The sequence below is a fragment of the Mycolicibacterium aurum genome (assembly GCF_900637195.1).
GTDB lineage: Bacteria > Actinomycetota > Actinomycetes > Mycobacteriales > Mycobacteriaceae > Mycobacterium > Mycobacterium aurum.
Genome location: NZ_LR134356.1, coordinates 5,537,880 through 5,555,320 on the forward strand (window position 1 = coordinate 5,537,880; position 17,441 = coordinate 5,555,320).

At 68.0% G+C, this 17,441-nt stretch carries 17 protein-coding genes; 9 read left to right on the plus strand and 8 right to left on the minus strand.

Annotated features, from left to right (window positions below):
* Positions 1–62: 62 nt before the first annotated feature.
* The 7 genes from EL337_RS26255 to EL337_RS26285 all read right to left on the minus strand — a co-directional run bounded on the left by EL337_RS26255 (position 63) and on the right by EL337_RS26285 (position 7,455).
* Entirely contained in the window at positions 63–812 is a 750-nt protein-coding gene (locus EL337_RS26255; RefSeq protein ID WP_048635172.1) for a thioesterase II family protein, read from the minus strand.
* Positions 809–1,336, minus strand: coding sequence for a hypothetical protein (locus EL337_RS26260; protein WP_048635171.1), 528 nt, complete (start codon positions 1,334–1,336; stop codon positions 809–811). The genes EL337_RS26255 and EL337_RS26260 overlap by 4 nt, the downstream gene beginning before the upstream one ends.
* A gap of 23 nt (positions 1,337–1,359) precedes the next feature.
* Positions 1,360–2,409 (minus strand): non-homologous end-joining DNA ligase, encoded by a 1,050-nt coding sequence (gene ligD, locus EL337_RS26265; protein WP_048635170.1) that lies wholly within the window; start codon positions 2,407–2,409, stop codon positions 1,360–1,362.
* A gap of 1 nt (position 2,410) precedes the next feature.
* The gene (locus EL337_RS26270; protein ID WP_048635169.1) at positions 2,411–3,466 is read right to left on the minus strand and encodes an ATP-dependent DNA ligase; all 1,056 of its coding nucleotides are present in this window, start codon (positions 3,464–3,466) and stop codon (positions 2,411–2,413) included.
* A 69-nt stretch (positions 3,467–3,535) separates the two neighbouring features.
* Positions 3,536–4,687: an epoxide hydrolase family protein gene (locus EL337_RS26275; protein ID WP_048635168.1), complete on the minus strand. Its 1,152-nt coding sequence runs from the start codon at positions 4,685–4,687 to the stop codon at positions 3,536–3,538.
* Positions 4,688–4,710: 23 nt separating this feature from the next.
* Complete coding sequence (locus EL337_RS26280; RefSeq protein WP_048635167.1) at positions 4,711–5,694, minus strand: alpha/beta fold hydrolase; 984 nt, start codon at positions 5,692–5,694, stop codon at positions 4,711–4,713.
* On the minus strand, positions 5,695–7,455 hold the full coding sequence (locus EL337_RS26285; RefSeq protein ID WP_048635166.1) for an N-acyl-D-amino-acid deacylase family protein: 1,761 nt from the start codon (positions 7,453–7,455) through the stop codon (positions 5,695–5,697).
* A 136-nt stretch (positions 7,456–7,591) separates the two neighbouring features.
* On the opposite strand from EL337_RS26285, the gene EL337_RS26290 reads away from it, so the two are divergent.
* Together EL337_RS26290 and EL337_RS26295 are read left to right on the plus strand one after the other, a co-directional pair.
* A complete protein-coding gene (locus EL337_RS26290) occupies positions 7,592–8,986 on the plus strand; it encodes an aromatic ring-hydroxylating oxygenase subunit alpha (RefSeq protein ID WP_048635165.1) in 1,395 nt (464 codons plus the stop codon).
* The gene (locus tag EL337_RS26295; protein ID WP_048635164.1) at positions 8,955–9,593 is read left to right on the plus strand and encodes a TetR/AcrR family transcriptional regulator; all 639 of its coding nucleotides are present in this window, start codon (positions 8,955–8,957) and stop codon (positions 9,591–9,593) included. Before EL337_RS26290 ends, EL337_RS26295 begins: the two co-directional genes overlap by 32 nt.
* A gap of 16 nt (positions 9,594–9,609) precedes the next feature.
* On the opposite strand, the gene EL337_RS26300 is transcribed toward EL337_RS26295, so the two are convergent.
* A complete protein-coding gene (locus EL337_RS26300) occupies positions 9,610–10,545 on the minus strand; it encodes a LysR family transcriptional regulator (protein WP_048635163.1) in 936 nt (311 codons plus the stop codon).
* A gap of 104 nt (positions 10,546–10,649) precedes the next feature.
* Here EL337_RS26300 and EL337_RS26305 point away from each other — a divergent pair, with 104 nt between their 5' ends.
* The 7 genes from EL337_RS26305 (at position 10,650) to EL337_RS26335 (ending at position 17,411) form a co-directional block, all read left to right on the plus strand.
* Complete coding sequence (locus EL337_RS26305) at positions 10,650–11,390, plus strand: SDR family oxidoreductase (RefSeq protein WP_048635162.1); 741 nt, start codon at positions 10,650–10,652, stop codon at positions 11,388–11,390.
* A gap of 14 nt (positions 11,391–11,404) precedes the next feature.
* On the plus strand, positions 11,405–12,142 hold the full coding sequence (locus EL337_RS26310; RefSeq protein WP_048635161.1) for an SDR family oxidoreductase: 738 nt from the start codon (positions 11,405–11,407) through the stop codon (positions 12,140–12,142).
* Positions 12,143–12,176: 34 nt separating this feature from the next.
* On the plus strand, positions 12,177–13,253 hold the full coding sequence (locus EL337_RS26315; protein ID WP_048635192.1) for an ATP-dependent DNA ligase: 1,077 nt from the start codon (positions 12,177–12,179) through the stop codon (positions 13,251–13,253).
* A gap of 108 nt (positions 13,254–13,361) precedes the next feature.
* Positions 13,362–14,726: an LLM class flavin-dependent oxidoreductase gene (locus EL337_RS26320; protein WP_048635160.1), complete on the plus strand. Its 1,365-nt coding sequence runs from the start codon at positions 13,362–13,364 to the stop codon at positions 14,724–14,726.
* A gap of 14 nt (positions 14,727–14,740) precedes the next feature.
* On the plus strand, positions 14,741–15,808 hold the full coding sequence (locus tag EL337_RS26325) for an ABC transporter substrate-binding protein (RefSeq protein ID WP_048635159.1): 1,068 nt from the start codon (positions 14,741–14,743) through the stop codon (positions 15,806–15,808).
* Positions 15,809–15,834: 26 nt separating this feature from the next.
* Positions 15,835–16,680, plus strand: coding sequence for an ABC transporter permease (locus EL337_RS26330; protein WP_048635191.1), 846 nt, complete (start codon positions 15,835–15,837; stop codon positions 16,678–16,680).
* Positions 16,656–17,411 (plus strand): ABC transporter ATP-binding protein, encoded by a 756-nt coding sequence (locus tag EL337_RS26335; protein ID WP_083443279.1) that lies wholly within the window; start codon positions 16,656–16,658, stop codon positions 17,409–17,411. Before EL337_RS26330 ends, EL337_RS26335 begins: the two co-directional genes overlap by 25 nt.
* Positions 17,412–17,441: the final 30 nt, after the last annotated feature.

A 17,441-nucleotide genomic window follows, 5' to 3' on the forward strand; every position in this document is an offset into this window, starting at 1 on the left:
CACCATCACACCAGAAGCCACCGACAAATTTCGGACCGCGCGAACTGGTCTCGGTGAGCGGTTTACCGGCCTATGCTCCGCAGCGTCGAGCCGACCACCTCGATGACCCGCTGGCCCTGCTTTTCGAGAAAGAAGTGTCCGCCGGTGAACATGTGCACGTCGCCGCCCGCCGTGGTGTGGTCCAACCATGCCCCCGCCGCGGCCTCGCTGGTCTTCGGATCGTCGGTTGCCGACAGCACGACGATGGGCGCGTTGATGGTGACGTCGGTGCCGCGGTGGTAGGCCTGCAGCGCGCGGTAGTCGTTGCGGAACGCGGGCAGAAACGTCTCCAGCAGTTCGGGGTTGTTGAGCACCCGCGGGTCCGTACCGCCGAGCTGGCGCATCACGTCGACGAGCGCCGTGTCGTTCTTGTACTCGCGCTCGTCGCCGTAATGGCTGGGGGCGCGTGAACCGGACGCGAACACCGTCACCGCCTGCCGACCGGCGGCCTCAAGTCGGCGGGTGACCTCGAACGCCAGCACCGCGCCCATGCTGTGCCCGAAGAACGCCGTCGGCGCGTCGGGCAACGTACCGACCGCGGCGTAGACCTGGTCGGCCATGTCCTCGATGGAGTCGACGAACGGCTCCTTGTGGCGGTCCTGGCGGCCCGGGTACTGCACGCTGTACACCTCGAACTCGGGGGCCAGCGCCGACGACAGCGGAAAGTAGTAGCTGGCCGAGCCGCCGGCATGCGGCAGGCAGATGAGCCGGGTGCGGGCGTCGGGCGCGGGATGGAAGTTGCGCATCCAGCGGCTGGGCTGCGGCGCCGTCATGGCGCGGGCGCAGGCTCGGCGGCAGGTGGCGGCGCATCTCCCGGGGGCGGCGGCGCTCCCGCAGGAGGTGCCGGCTGCTCGAAGATCCGCAGGACGTTAGCCGACAGCCGGGCACCGGGCGGCCCCTCGATCGAGACGTCCTTGAGGATCTCGGCCTGGTCGCCCGCGACGGTGAACTTGCCCGGCTGCGGCACGCTCCCGCCTGTGACCTCATATTCGACGGTGAACGGCGATTCCGGGAAAGGATGCAGTCCAACGTATTTCGGGTCGATCGTGTACGTGTAAAGACATACGGGCGCAGCCGGGTCGCAGATCTGCGCGGTGACGTTGACGCCGATCATGAACTCCTTGGCGGTCGGGAGCGACGGCGGCGGTGGAACGGGCGGCGTGTAGCGCGGAGCGGCTGCGGTGTCCCGGTCCCGGAAACTGCCGGCGACCAGGTATGAGGCGATGCCGATGCCGCTGGCGAGCATCCCCACGATCGCCAGGGCAGCGAGCAGCTTCCGCAGGGTGGTCATCGCCATGGTCAGCAGGGTATATGGCCGTGTCAGTCGGCTATGCGATTGCCGTCCTCATCCCAGTGCGCGGCGACCTTCTTGCTCGGCTGCACCCTGGGCGGTTCGCCCGGCATCTTCGGGTAGCTCGGCGGATAGGGCAGATCGCCCAGCCCGCGTTCGTCGTCGGCGGCCACCATCTCCAGCAGGACGTCGATCGACTGGGCGTTCGTGTCGATGTCGGCCCACGGGTCCGGCCGGCCTGCGACGAAACCCGGCACGGTGAGAATCGTGTAGTCGTCGGGCTCGGCGGCGCGGAGCTCATCCCACGTCAGCGGTGTCGACACAGTGGCAATCGGGGTCTTGCGGGCCGAGTAGGGCGAGGCGAAGGTCCGGTCGCGGGCGTTCTGGTTGTAGTCGATGAACAGGCGCTCGCCGCGTTCTTCCTTCCACCACGACGTCGTCACCGCGTCCGGGGCCCGCCGCTCGACCTCGCGGGCCAGCGCGATGCCTGCGCGCCGAACCGCGATGAAATCCCAGTCGGTCGCGATGCGCAGGAAGACGTGCACGCCGCGGCCCCCGGAGGTCTTCGGGTATCCGACCAGACCGAGCTCGTCGAGCAGGGGTTTGAGGACGTCCACGGCCACTTCGCGGGCTTCTGTGAAGCCTGTGCCAGGCTGCGGGTCGAGGTCGATGCGCAGCTCGTCGGGATGTTCGGTGTCCGGGCATCTCACCTGCCACGGGTGCAACGTCACCGTTCCCATCTGCGCCGCCCACGCGATCGCCGACGGGTGGGTGATCTTCAGCGCATCGGCGGTCCTTCCGGACGGGAATGTGACAGTGCAGGTTTCGAGATAGTCGGGATGCTTCCGCGGCACCCGCTTCTGATAGATCTCCTCGCCTTCGATCCCGTCGGGGAACCGCTGCAGGTGCACGGGCCGGTCCCGCAGCAGCGCGACCATGGGCCCGGCGACCGACAGGTAGTACTCGACCAGTTTGCCCTTGGTGCCGTCCTTGCCCAGCTTCGGGAAGAAGGGCTTGTCCGGATTGGTGAGCCGGACCTTGACGCCGTCGACGTCGAGTTCGGTTGCAGGGCTTGCCATATCAGGACTTCTCCAGTACGTCGTAGAGGTCGTAGTGCAGTGGCGCGTCGAGCTGATCGAAACGGCAGCTCTCGGGATCTCGGTCAGGCCGCCAGCGGAGGAACTTCACCGCGTGCCGGAACCGCCTGCCGTGCTCGCTGGCGCCTTCCATCTGGTCGTACGCCACCTCGCACACCTTCTCCGGCCGGATCGGGATCCAGCGCTTGTCGGCCGCGGAGTTCCACCGGCTGGGTTCGCCGTCGCGCACGTCCTCACCGATGCGCAGCGGCTCCAGTTCGGCGAGCAGTGAGATGCGCGCCTTGGCGGTGAAGGAGGCGGCCCCACCCACCATCTGGAGTTCACCGTCCTCGCGGTACAGACCGAGCAGGATCGAACCGATGCCCTCCCCGCTCTTGTGGATCCGATAGCCGATGGCCACGCAGTCGGCGTCGCGGTGGTGCTTGACCTTGATCATCTCCCGCTTACCCGGCAGATAGGGCCCGTCAAGGCGCTTGGCGATCACGCCGTCCAGGCCGGCTCCTTCGAATTCCTCCAGCCACTGCGCACCGAGCCCGGGGTCCTCGGTCGTGCGTGTGACGTGACACCACGTGGTGTGGTCGACGGCGTCGATCAAAGCCTGTCGGCGAACCCGGAACGGCTCCTTCATCAGCGAGGAGTCACCGCTGGCGAGGGCGTCGAAACCGATGAAGTGGGCCGGGGTCTCCTGCGAGAGCTTGCGCACCCGGGACTCCGCGGGGTGGATGCGCTGGCTCAGCGACTCCCAGTCCAGCCGAGTGCGTCCGGCGATCTCACGGGGGACGACGATCTCGCCGTCGAGCACACAGCGCGGCGCGAGTTCGTCGCGCACCGAGTCGAGCACTTCCGGGAAGTACCTGGCCAGGTCCTTGCCGCTGCGCGACAGCAGCACGACGTCGTCGCCGTCGCGGAACACCAGCGCCCGGAAACCGTCCCACTTGGGTTCATAGGACCAGACGCCGGCGTCGTCAGGCACCTTGGTCTGCGCTTTGGCCAGCATCGGCTCCAGTGGTGGCCGAACGGGGAGATCCACGGTGTTCATACTCACCTAGACCGGTGTACCCAGACAATGTCATCGCGTACGCCGTCTGGGTCCGCGGACCGTCACGGCTCAGCCGAACAGACCCACGTCCCGCAGATGTGCTCCATACGCGGTGAGATCGGCCGCGAACAACTCGGGCTGTTCGAAAGCGGCGAAGTGCCCGCCGCGCTCCTGATGCGTGTAATGCACCAAGTTGTAGTGCTTTTCTGCCCAGACGCGCGGCGTCTGCAGGATCTCGCACGGGTACACCGCGTATCCGGTCGGGACGTCGACCCGGCCCTGCCACGGACTCAGCGCACCCGTCCCAGCGCGGGCCGACTCGTAGTACAGGCGTGCCGCCGACGTCGCGGTGCGGGTGAGCCAGTACATCATCAGGTTGTCGATCAGCCGATCGGTGCTCACCGGCATGCCGTCGCGGGTGTCACACCATGCGGCGAACTTCTCCAGAATCCACCCGGCAAGTCCGATCGGCGAGTCGTCCAGCCCGAAGCCGACAGAATGCGGACGCGTCGACTGCACATCCATGTAGGCGGTGCCGTCGGCCACCTGCGCCGACGTCCGCACGATCGCGGCGATCTCGTCCTCGGTGACGCCCACCATGGCATCCGACGCGCCTTCAGGCGGCAGCGCGAACAACATGTTCGTATGGATGGCAACGACATTGGGCGTGAAATGCTCGCCGAGGTACCGGGTGACGAGCGCGCCCCAGTCGCCGCCCTGGGCGACGTACCGGTCATAGCCGAGCTGGGCCATGACGTCGGCGACGGCAGCGGCCACCTTGGCGACGTCGATCCCCCGCTCCCTGGTCGGGCCGGAGAATCCGTAGCCGGGCATCGACACGACAACCACATGAAAGCGGTCCACCAGCAGGGGCAGCGCGTCGAGGAACTCGACGACGGATCCGGGCCAGCCATGGGTGAGCACCAGCGGGATGGCGCCGGGATCCGCGGAACGCGCGTGCAGCAGATGCACCCGCTGGCCGGCGGCGGTGGTGATGTACGACCCCCAGCTGTTCAGCTCGGCTTCGGTGCGCCGCCAGTCGTAGCCGCTCGTCCATCTGTCGATCACCGAACGGAGGAACGCGTGGTCGGTACCGTAATCGCCACCGGCGCCGTCGATCTCGGCCGGCCAGCGCGCGAGTTCCAGCCGACGCCGCAGATCGTCGAGCTGCTCCTGCGCCACGGCGATCGGATAGGGCCTCACGGAGACGGGCGTGGTCATACGGTCCTTTCGGGAGCGGTCGGTCACAGGTGGGCGGTCTGCGCGGCGGCGAACACCGCGGGCAGCACTTCGTTGAAGATGTCCGCACGCTCCCACTGCAGGAAGTGGCCGGCCCCCGGAACCACGAGCGGCCCGATGCGATTGCGGAAGGCTCGTTCGCACCGCGGCACGAAGTCCTCCCCGATGGCGTGGTCGTCGGGCCCGTAGAGGATCAGGGTTCGGACATCGACGGCGTCCATCAACGGGAACTCGGGCATCGCGCGGCCGTAGGCCAGCTGATAGGTCGCCCAGCCGGCACGCAGCCGCGCCTCGTCGGCGAACGGTTCGGTCATGAAGTCGACGTGCGCCTGTTCGAACGCGTACCTCGACCCCCACAGTCGGTTGGTGTACATCGAGGCAACCCACTGCCTGCGCGCCTGCGCGGAGCGCAGCATCGCGGCGAGTTCGTCGGGGAACGCGCCCTGCATCCACCGGTAGTCGCCGGTCGGGTCGCTGATCGCCGATCCGTCGGCGATGTCGGCAGTGCCAGCGACGGCGATCCCCGTGTAGTCGACACCCATCGGCGGAACGGTGTTGAACACACAGAACCCGGTCACGAACCCGGGAAAGCGGTGGATCATGTCGGTGGCCACGACACCGCCGACGTCGCTTGCCGCGATCACGCACGAGGCGTGGCCGAGGTGGTCGTGCATCAACGCGTGCAGGTCGTGTGAGTAGGTGACGATGTCGTGGCGATCGTCGGGCGGGAGGTCGCTGTCTCCGTAGCCCCGCAGGTCGGGTGCGACGACCTCGAAGCCCGACGCCGCGAGCGCCTCGATGTTGCGCCACCAGATCCGCTTGGTCTCCGGGTAGCCGTGGATCAACAGCAGCGGCACACCACCGACGCCCTCCCGGACATACGCCAGTGAAACACCCTCGGCGACAACAGCCTTGTCGACGTGGAACGCGTCAGGCGGAGGCAGGGCGGGCTGAGGTGGCCGGTGCCGTGGGTCGTACCGAAAGGACACCTACCGCGCTCCGCGCACCAGCCGACCCGGACGTGCCCCTGTGTCGGCGCCGTGGCGGCGCGTCACGACTCCGCTGACGATGGTGGCGTCGTAGCCGGATGCCCCCTGGACCAGCCGGTGTCCGCCCGCGGGCAGGTCGTAGGCCATCCGCGGGGCGTGCAGCGTGAGCGCGTTCATGTCGATCACGTTCACATCGGCCTTCTTGCCGACGGCGATGACGCCGCGGTCGGTCAGTCCGAACAGCTGCGCGGTGTCGTGTGCCTGCTTGCGGATGACGTACTCCAACGGCAGCGTCGCGCCGCGGTGCCGGTCTCTGGCCCAGTGCGTCAGCAGGAACGTGGGATAGGACGCGTCGCAGATCATGCTGCAGTGCGCACCGCCGTCCGACAGGCCCATCACGCCCGCGGGGTGGGTGATCATCTCGCGGATGGCGTCGTGGTTTCCGTTGGAGTAGTTGAACATCGGGAACATCAGCATGTTGCCGGCGTCGGCCTCCAGCATCAGGTCGTACATCGCCGCCAGCGGATCCTGACCGCGTTCGCGCGCGATCGCGGCCACGGTGTCCTCGTCGGTGGGCTCGTAGTTGGGCGGCTCGCCCAGGTAGTACAGCCGCTCGGTTACGTTCTGCGCCAGCGCGAACATGCCGTCGAACAGCTTCGTCGGATCGATCGGCAGATCGTCCTCGGACAGGATCGCCTGCCGCACAGCGGGTTCAGCCAATCGAGCGGCCAGTTCTTCGCGGGTGCACTCCGCCTTCAAGCGTCGATAGGTGGGGCGGTGGGTGAACGCGTGGTGGCCGGGGAAGCCGAGCAGCATGCCGAACGGGCGGGCAGCGATCTGCGGGTGCAGCCGGCTGCCGGCCTCGTGCGCGGCCGCCGAGATGTCGAGCTGCTCGCGCCACAGGTTCGGGTCGGCGTCCACCTGGATCAGCGCGAAGCTCAGCGCGCAATCGATCTCGGAGCCGAGCCGTTGCATCCACTCCAGTTCCTTCTTCGGCGCGACGATGTCCTCCCCCGCCGCGCCCTGCGGTGCGAGCTCGAACACGCCGGCCCCACCGGCGGCCATCGCGTGGCCGAGGGCGAACAGTTCGTCTTCGGCGGCGTACGTCCCCGGGACGGGTTCGCCGTCCATGGCCCGGTGGGCGATGGTGCGGGAGGAGGAGAAGCCCAGCGCGCCCGCCTCGGCGGCCTCACGGACCAGCCGGCTCATGGCGGCGATGTCCTCCGGTGTGGCCGGTTCGTTGCGGGCCCCGCGCTCGCCCATCGCGTATGCACGCACCGTGCCGTGGGCGATCTGGCTGCCGAAGTCGACAGCCAACTCCCGGGTGCCGATCACGTCGAGGTACTCCGCATAGCTCTCCCAGCCCCACGTGATGCCCTCGGTGAGCGCCGTACCTGGAATGTCCTCGACACCCTCCATCAGGGCGATCAGCCACTCCTCGCTACCGGGCCGCACCGGCGCGAAGCCGACGCCGCAGTTGCCGGCGACGACGGTCGTGACCCCGTGATTGCTGGACGGTTCCAGCACGCTGTCCCAGCTGACCTGCCCGTCGTAGTGGGTGTGGATGTCGACGAAGCCCGGCGCGACGATCTTTCCGGTGGCGTCGATCGTCTCGGTGGCGTTGCCCTCCAGTGGCGGGTCGCTCGGTCCACGGCGACGAATCTCGACGATCTTGCCGTCCTTGACCGCCACGTCGGCGGTGAAGCGGTCCGCGCCCGTGCCGTCCACCACGGTCCCGCCGGTGATCTTCAGGTCGAACACGATTTCCTCCTCGAGCGCAGCGGCAGCCGGTTTCTTCGTGAATGTAACACCGTTACAGAGGCCAATGTAATAGCGTTGCCAAGCGCACGAGCCGTTTCCACCCAAGGCGAGTAGCGACTTTTTCGAAGGACGAGTCATGACGCACACGGCGCAGATCAGCTACAGCACCAACACACCCGCGCCACCCACCCGACCTCGCTCGGCGCGAGAGGACGCCATCGGCGTGCCGCCGCAGCGTCCCACCCTGGTCCCGGCGCAGCGTTACTACTCGTCCGAGTTCGCAGCGCTTGAGAACGAGCGGATGTGGCCGAAGGTCTGGCAGTTCGCGTGCACCGTCGATCACGTCGCCGAACCCGGTGACTACTTCGAGTACCGTTGCGGGCCCTACTCGGTGCTCGTCGTTCACGGAGACGACGGAGAGCTACGGGCATTCCAGAACGTCTGCCGCCATCGCGGCAACGCCCTGTGCACCGGCGCCGGCTCACAATTGCGTGAACTCCGATGCGGGTATCACGGCTGGACCTGGGATCTGCAGGGTGCGCTGCGACGCGTGCCCCATCGCAAGGGTTTCGGCGCGCTCCCTATGAGCGAGTTCCCGCTCGTCCCGGTACAGGTCGACACCTGGGAACGCCTCGTCTTCGTCAATCTCGACTCATCCGCGATACCGCTGCGCGACTACCTCGAGGCGGTGCCCGACGACATCGCGTGGAACCGCCTCGGCGAGTTCCGCTGCTACGCCACCATGACCATCGACGTCGACGCCAACTGGAAGACGATCGCCGACGGGTTCAGCGAGACCTACCACATCCAGACCCTGCACCCCGAACTGCACAGGTGCATGGACGATGTCTATGCACCGCAGACCATTTGGGGCCACACCGGCAAGTCCGAACAGCGCTACGGCGTGCCCAGTCCGCACCTCAAGGAGAACGTGGACGACGCCGCGGTGTGGGACGCGTACGTGTCCACACAGGGCACGCTCATGGGCGTCGCCGAGGGCACCCCGTTCCCGGCCGAGCAACAAACGCCGGGCCAAACCGTGGCCGAGGTGATCGCCGACCGGACCAGAGCCTTCGCCGCCGGACGGGGTGTCGATCTCCAGTGGGCCACCGACGACCAGATCATGCAACTGCACCAGTACAACGTGTTCCCCAACCTGTCCGTCCTGACCAACGCCGACCACCTGACCGTGCTCACGTCCCGACCGGGTGCCGATCCCGACCGGGGCGAGCTGGTGATGACGTTGTGGATGCGGATGCCGCCGGGTGCGCCGCGCGGCACGCCCGCAGATATCCGGCTGCGGGCCGACGAAGCCCACCCCGGTCTGGTTCTGACACAGGACATCGAGGTGCTGCCCGGGCTTCAACGCGGACTGCATCAACCGGGTCTGACGCACCTCGTGCTGTCGAACGAGGAGCGGCGGATCATCAACATGCATCGCAACCTGGAACGTTATCTCGATGTGCCGGAACAGGATCGGATGACCGGGGGTGACACCGATGGCGCCGCCGCGCCGCAAGCCCACCGGTGATCCCGGCGTCACCGCGGAGCTGATCCTGCAGACCGCAGCCCAGCTGATCGAGATCGACGGGGTGAAGGCACTGACGATGCGCAACCTCGCCGACCGGCTCGGCGTGGCGGTCACGTCCATCTACTGGCATATCGGGGGGCGGGATCAGCTCCTGGACAGCCTCGTCGAGCGACTGCTCGGCGAGCTGGCGAATCTGCCCGCCGAAGGCGATGATCCCGTCGAACGCATTGCGTCGCTGGCCCGTTCGCAACGGCGGGTGCTCATCGAACGCCAGCACCTTCTCGGCATCGCCCACGAACGCGACCGCACACCACAGCTGTTCCTACCTATCCAGCAAGCATTGGCAGCGCAGCTGGCGGAGCTGGACGTGACCGGAACCGAGGCGGCACTCATCCTGCGCTCTGTCCAGGTGCACGTCATCTCGTCGGCGGTCATGCAGTTCTCCGCGGTGCGCGGCGCCAAACACGACGAGGAGGATCCGTCGCTGTGGGCGGACGCGTCCCCCGACCGCGCGCTGGTCGAGGCGCTGCAGGCCCCGACCGATTACGACGCTGTCTTCGAGTTCGTCCTCGACGCCCTGCTGGCGACGCTGCGCACACCGGACTGACGTTGCCGGTCCGTCACTACCGGCTGGCCCCCGCCTGAATCTGAGTGGCCGCCGGTGACCCGGGCCCGGTGAGGTGCGTGTGCGCGGTCCTGACGAACTCGGCCACCAGGGGATTCTGGTCGCCGACACGACTGGCGACGACGACCGTGCTGGCGGGGAATCCCTGCAGCGCAACGGTCACCAGCCCGTCGCGCAGCGACGTGCGCCGGTCACCGACGGGCAGCACCGCGATCGCCTGGCCGCTGGCGACGAGTTCGATTCTGTCCTCGAAACTTTCGACCGTGGGTGCAGCTGACATCGGACCCGGATCATTCGGCTCATAGGAGCCCGCCGGGTAGATCGACCGGATCCCGCCGTGCGAGCAGATGATCGACTGGTCGCGGGCGAACTCCTCCAGCGACACCGACACGCGGTCGGCCAGCGGATGGTCAGGAGGCATGACCAACATCCGCGGCTCCTCGTACAGCGCGGCGACCCGGATGCCGTCGGTAGGGATGAACAACGGGTCCCTGGCCACCAGTACGTCGACCTGCCCTTCGGCGAACAGCCCCTCCTCGTGGCACTGCAGGTGGCGGGTGACGATCTCGGCCCCCGGATTGCGGTGCCGCAGTTCGCGAACCGCCGGGGTGATCACCAGATCCTCCACGTATCCGATGACGACCTTGCCGACGGGTGCGTGCGCGCGTGCGGTGAGCGCGGCGCGGCGGGCGGTGCGCAGCAGGGCCTGCGCTTCCGGGAGGAACGCTGCGCCGGCCTCGGTGAGCAGCGCTCCCGACGGAGTGCGCTCCAGCAACTGCACGCCGAGTCGGTGCTCCAGGCGCTGGATCTGGCGGCTCAGCGATGGCTGCGCCAGGTGCAGCTCGGCGGCCGCGCGGCTGAAGTTCCGATGCTCCGCGACAACCGTGAAGTACCGCACCAGCCGCAGCTCCAGGTCGATCCCGAGATCGTTCATTCGACGTGCAACTTCAGGCGTCGCCGGGGTTATTCCGTTTCCGCATAACCGGGTACCGACCAGGTCTTGGACACCCGGAACAGACCGCCGCAGACTCGAGAGACATGAGCAGATACGACGGCAAGAACGTGGTGATCACGGGAGGCAGCAGCGGTCTGGGACTGGCGGCGGCGCGCTACCTCGTGGACAACGGAGCCCACGTCCTGATCACCGGACGGCATCGGGACACGCTGGAGGCCGCGGGCCGGCGGCTCGGTGGCAACGCGATCACGCTGGCGAGCGACGCGAGTTCGCTGGCGGACATCGACGCGCTGGCCGCCCGCGCCAGGGAGGAGTTCGGGTCGCTCGACGCACTGGTGGTGAACGCCGGCATCGGCAGCTTCGACGCGTTCGACGATGTCACCGAACGGACCTTCGACCAGGTCTTCGCCATCAACACCAAGGGGCCGTTCTTCACCGTGCAGCGACTGGCGCCACTGCTGGCCCCGGGCAGCGGTGTGGTGCTCACGACATCGATCGCGAACCAGACGGGATGGGCGGCGCTGAGCGTGTATTCGGCCAGCAAGGCGGCGCTGCGGTCGATGGCACGCACTCTCAGCCGGGAGTTGTTGCCCAGGGGAATCCGGGTCAACGCGATCAGCCCGGGCTCCATCGACACCGGCAAGTTGGAGAAAGAGGTGCCGGAGCGGGCGGCGCAGCTCAAGGCCGAGTTCACCGACAGCAGCCCGATGCGGCGCTGGGGCCATCCCGATGAATTCGCCCCTGCGGTGGCATTTCTGGCATTCGACGCGACCTATGTCGCCGGTATCGAACTCGTCGTCGACGGCGGCGAGTCACAACTGTGAAAGGACATCCGACTGTGAATCAGTACGAGGGAAAGCGGGCCGTCATCACCGGCGGCACGAGCGGGATCGGGCTGGCGACCGCTCAGCTGCTCGTCGACGGTGGCGCGCGGGTCCTGGTGACGGGGCGGACTCCCGCGTCGCTGGAAAAGGCGAGGGCCGCACTGGGTCCGCGGGCCATCGTGGAGGCCAGCGACGCCGTCTCCGGAATCGACGCACTGGTCGAGCGCGCCGCTGCCGAATTCGGCGCCGTCGACCTGCTGGTGCTCAATGCCGGCGCCACGGTGACCTCGACCGTGGACGACACCAGCGAGGCCGACTACGACGCGCTCTTCGAGCTGAACACCAAGGCACCCTTTTTCACTCTGCAGAAGTTCCTGCCGCTGCTGCCCGACGGCAGCGCCGTGGTGCTCACCACGTCGGTCAGCAACACCAAAGGTATTGCGGCGACGAGTGTCTACTCGGCGACCAAGGCGGCATTGCGGTCCCTGACCCGGACCTTCGCCCGCGAGCTGATCGATCGGGGCATCCGCGTCAACGCCGTCTCCCCCGGCCCCGTCGATACCGGGATCCTGCAGCGCACCATGTCCCCGGACGCCGCACGTGAATTCCTCGATCAGGTCAAGGCGAGCAATCCGATGCAGCGCTTCGGGTTGCCGGAGGAGGTCGCGAAGGCGATCCTCTTCCTCGGGTTCGATGCGACGTACACCACCGGCACCGAGCTGCTCGTCGACGGCGGCGCGTCCGACCTGTGAGTTGAGCCGGGGCGGTCCGCGCGACAATGGTCGGGTGCAACTGCCCGTCATGCCCCCGGTGTCGCCGATGCTGTCGAAGTCCGTCGGGCAGATCCCGTCCGGTGCGTCCTATGAACCCAAGTGGGATGGGTTCCGCTCGATCCTGTTTCGCGACCGTGCCGAGGTCGAGTTGGGTAGCCGTAACGAACGGCCGATGACACGGTACTTCCCGGAGCTCGTCGAGGCGGCGCTGACCGAACTACCGTCGCGCTGCGTCCTGGACGGCGAGATCGTGATCGCGTCCGGGCACGGGCTCGACTTCGAGGCGCTGCAGCTGCGGCTGCACCCCGCGGCGTCACGCGTGCGGATGCTGGCCGGACAGACCCCGGCCGCGTTCATCGCCTTCGACCTGCTTGCTCTCGACGACATCGATTACACGACACGGCCGTTCGTCGAGCGGCGCGCCGCGCTCGTCGATGCGCTCGCCGGCTGCGGGCCGACCTTCCACGTGACGCCGGCGACGACGGACGTGGCCACCGCGCAGCGGTGGTTCGACGAGTTCGAGGGGGCAGGTCTGGACGGTGTCATCGCCAAACCTCTGGACGGCCGGTACCTGCCGGACAAGCGGACGATGTTCAAGATCAAGCACCAGCGCACCGCGGACTGCGTGGTGGCCGGGTACCGGTTGCACAAGTCCGGGCCCGACGCGATCGGGTCGTTGCTGCTGGGCCTGTACGACGGTGACGGTGCGCTGGCGTCGGTCGGTGTCATCGGGGCGTTCCCGATGGCCCGTCGCCGCGAGCTGTTCACCGAACTGCAGCCGCTGGTGACAGGGTTCGACGAGCACCCGTGGAACTGGGCCGCGCACACCGATCCCGACGTCGTACGCCGCTACGGCGGAGGGTCGCGCTGGAACGCGGGCAAGGATCTGTCGTTCGTGCCGCTGCGCCCCGACCGCGTCGTCGAGGTGCGCTACGACCACATGGAAGGCCAACGATTCCGGCACACAGCGCAATTCAACCGCTGGCGGCCGGATCGCGATCCGCGGTCGTGCACCTACGACCAGCTGGATCGGCCGGTGACGTTCCGCCTCGACGACATCGTGCCCGGCCTCGGCGACCCTGACCGCTGACCCCTGCGGCGTCTCTCGATCGCTCTGATCGAAAGGGTTCTCTCGGCGCGTTCGGTGTCTTCGAATGGGATCACCGCCCGCACACACCCGATTGAAGGACCCTCCCTGATGGCAGCGCCCGCCAGACAACTGCACCTGAATGCGTTCCTGCGCAACATCGGCCAGCACGAAGCCGCGTGGCGGCTGCCCGAGACCCGGCTGTCCGGTATCACCGACATCGACCACTACATCGAGCTGGCGCACGTCGCCGAGCGCGGCAGGCTCGACGCGATCTTCTTCGCCGACCATCCGGTGCTCAAGGACAAGACGGAGTTCCGCCCCTTCGACGCGCTCGACCCGGTGACGCTGGTGACCGCGCTGTCCGGTGCGACCAGCCGGATCGGGCTCATCGCCACCGCGTCCACCACCTACAGCGACCCGTACAGCCTGGCCCGCCGGTTCGCCACGCTCGACCACGTGAGCCGGGGCCGCGCGGGCTGGAACGTCGTCACCACCGCCAACGGTGCGGCCGCAGCCAATTTCGGATATCCCGCCCACCCCGACCCCGACGACCGGTACCGCCGCGCCGACGAGTTCCTGCAGGTCACGTCCGCGCTGTGGGACAGCTGGGAGGACGACGCGATCGTCGGTGACAAGGGCATCGACGGCGACGCCCCGCGCTTCGTCGATCCGGCCAAGATCCACGCCATCAACCATGTCGGCGAGCATTTCCAGGTCGCTGGCCCCCTGGAGGTGCCCCGCTCCCCGCAGGGCCACCCGGTCCTGTTTCAGGCCGGCTCCTCCGAACCCGGCAAAGACCTCGCGGCGAGGTACGCCGAAGGCATCTTCACCGCGCAGCCGACGCTGGCCGAGGCCCGCGAGTTCTACCGCGACGTCAAGGCGCGGATCCGCAGGTTCGGCCGCAACCCGGACCAGGTGCACATCCTGCCCGGCCTGTCGACCATCATCGGCGGTACCGAGGCCGAGGCGCGGCAACGCCAGCGTCAGCTCGAGGACCTCACCGTCCCCGACTACGGGCTGGAACAACTCAGCCGCATCGTCGGGTACGCCGTGACCAAGGACGACCTCGACAGGCGCCTGAACTTCCCGTCAGACGATTCCGCCGCCACCCACCTCAAGAGCCGGTTCGCCCTCGTCCGCCGGCTGGTGGAGACCGACGGTCTCACCGTCCGGGAACTGTTGCTGCGGTTGAGCGGTGGGCGCGGGCACCGCGTTTTCGCCGGAACACCCGAGCAGGTCACCGACACCATCGTGGAGTGGTTCACCACCGGAGCCGCCGACGGGTTCAACCTGATCCCGCCCGCACTGCCGTCCTCGCTGACGGAGTTCGTCGACCAGGTGGTGCCCGAGTTGCAGCGTCGCGGACTCTTCCGCGAGGACTACACCGGCACGACGCTGCGCGACCACCTCGGAATCGACCGGCCCCGCAACCGATTCGCCACCGGCGCCACCGCCGTGTCGGCGGCCAGCTGACAGGAGCACCCACCATGCGAACGCGTTTCCGCCGGCTGGCCCGGCTCACCGTGATCGCCGTGTTGGCCGGAAGCTCCCTGGCCGCCTGCGGCTCCCAGGGGCCCGCGTCGTCGGCAGGACGACTCGGCCCCGACGATCCCCTCCCCGTCGAGGTACCTGACGGCACCACGCTCGTGGTCGCGGACGATGCCAACCGGCTCAAGACACTGTTCGCGCTCTCCGGCGAACAGGAGCGGCTGTCCGCCGACGTCACCTATGCCAACTTCAGCAGCGGACCGCTGCGGCTGGAGGCGATCCGCTCGGGCAACGCCCAACTCGGGCGGGTCGGCGACGTACCGCCCATCCTGGCCCAGTACTCCGACGCCGGCGTCCCCATCGTCGGCACCGTCGTGCACGACGGACCCGGGGCACAGATCGCGACCTCACCCGAATCGGGCATCACGACGCTGAAAGACCTTGCAGGCAAGAAGGTTGCGATCAACGAAGGCACGTCGCAGCAGGCGACCCTGCTGCGAAACCTGAAGGCGGCCGGTCTGAGCATCGACGACGTCGAGGTGGTGAACCTGGGGCTGGCCGAGTTCGCCGACGGCCTGCGCGCCGAGCAGATCAACGCCGCAGTGCTCAAGCAGCCCGACCGGGCACGCTACCTGGCCTCCACCGAAGGCAAGGGCAGCACCGAATTACCCAATGCACCAAGGGCTTCCCCCGGTCTGTACTACGTGTACGCCAGCCAGGACGCGCTGTCGGACCCCGGTCAGGCGGCGGCCATCCGCGAATTCGTCATCGCGTGGTACCGGGCCGAGCAGTGGCTCAACGACAACAAGGACGTCTGGATCGACGAGTACCTGGTCAAAGACCAGAACGTGACGCCCGAGGACGCCCGCGTCATCGCCGAGTCGGACGGCGCAGGCACCCCGCCCGGATTCACCGACGAGGTCATCGGGATCCAACAGGAGACCATCGACCTGCTGCAGTCCGCAGGTGCGTTCACCGGCAAAAAGCTCTCGGCCCGAGATGAATTCGACTTCCGCTTCGCCGAACTCACCGCGGATTCGCCCCGGCCCGCCCAGGGGACCACGTGACCAGCCTCGACACCCGCGCCGCCGGCGTGAGCGCCGAGCCCACCTCCGACACCGGCCGCTACGCGCACCTGGTGCACCGGTCCGGCACCCGTCGCGGCCGGCGTCTCGGCCCGGGCCGGCCGATCCCGGGGTCGCTGGCCATCGGTCCGGTGCTGCTCGTGGTGCTCTGGTTCGTCACCTCCGAACTGGGGGTGCTGGATCCGCAGACGCTGCCGCATCCGGTCGACATCGTCCGCACGGCCGGCGAACTGTGGGCCGACGGGCGGCTGCCCGCGAACATCCTGTCGTCGTTGAAACTGGCGTCGGTGTCGTTGGTGATCGGCGTGACGCTGGGCCTGGTGCTGGCGCTGATCTCCGGTCTCAGCCGTATCGGTGAGGCGATCGTCGACGGGCCGATTCAGGTCAAGCGCGCCGTGCCGACCCTGGCGATCATCCCGCTCGCGATCATCTGGTTCGGCATCGGCGACACGATGAAGATCATCATCATCGCCACCAGTGTGCTGATCCCGGTCTACATCAACACGACCGCTCAACTCAAAGGCGTGGACCTTCGCCACGTGGAATTGGCGGAGACCGTGGGCTTGTCGCGATTCCAGTTCATCCGCAAGGTTGCCGTTCCCGGCGCGCTGCCCGGCTTCTTCACCGGCCTGCGACTCGCGGTCACGATCTCCTGGACCGCGTTGGTGGTGGTCGAACAGGTCAACGCCACCAGCGGCATCGGGTATCTGATGACCCAGGCGCGACTGTACGGCCAACTCGACATCGTGGTGGTGGGGTTGCTGGTGTACGCGGTGTTCGGCCTGACCGGCGACTACGTGGTCCGGGCGATCGAGAGGAGGGCGCTGTCATGGCGGCGAGCGCTCGGCACCTGACCGAACCCAGACCCGAACCCGAGGTCGCCGTCGTGCGCGGTGTACACCGTTCCTTCAACGGCACCACGGTTCTCGACGGCGTGGACCTGTCGATCCGCAAGGGCGAGTTCGTTGCGCTGCTGGGCCGCAGCGGGTCCGGCAAGAGCACGCTGTTGCGCGCGCTCGCCGGGCTCGACCACGGGGTGTCCGGCTCCGGTGACCTGTTCGTCTCCCCCGACGTCTCGGTGGTGTTTCAGGATTCCCGGCTGCTGCCGTGGTCACGGGTGCTGGACAACGTGACGCTCGGTCTGTCCGGGCGCGACGCCCGGGCGCGCGGTGTCGCGGTGCTGGCCGACGTGGGCCTGGCCGGCCGCGAGAATGCCTGGCCCTATGCCCTTTCCGGTGGCGAGCAGCAGCGCGTCGCTCTGGCAAGGTCCCTGGTCCGCGACCCCGCGCTGCTGCTGGCCGACGAACCGTTCGGCGCCCTCGACGCGCTGACCCGGGTCCGGATGCACCGTCTGCTCAAGGAACTGTGCGCGAAGTACCGGCCGGGCGTGCTTCTGGTGACCCACGATGTCGACGAGGCGGTGGCGCTGGCCGACCGGGTGCTCGTGCTCGACGACGGCAGGTTCGTCGCCGACCGCCGGCTGGACTTCCACACCCCTGGGGCCCGTACCTACCGCAACCCCGAGTTCATCACGCACCGCGAGGCGCTGCTGACCGCCCTCGGCGTCGACACCACCGCGGGCTGAAACCGACCTTGGCGGTACTCGCCCCAGTGC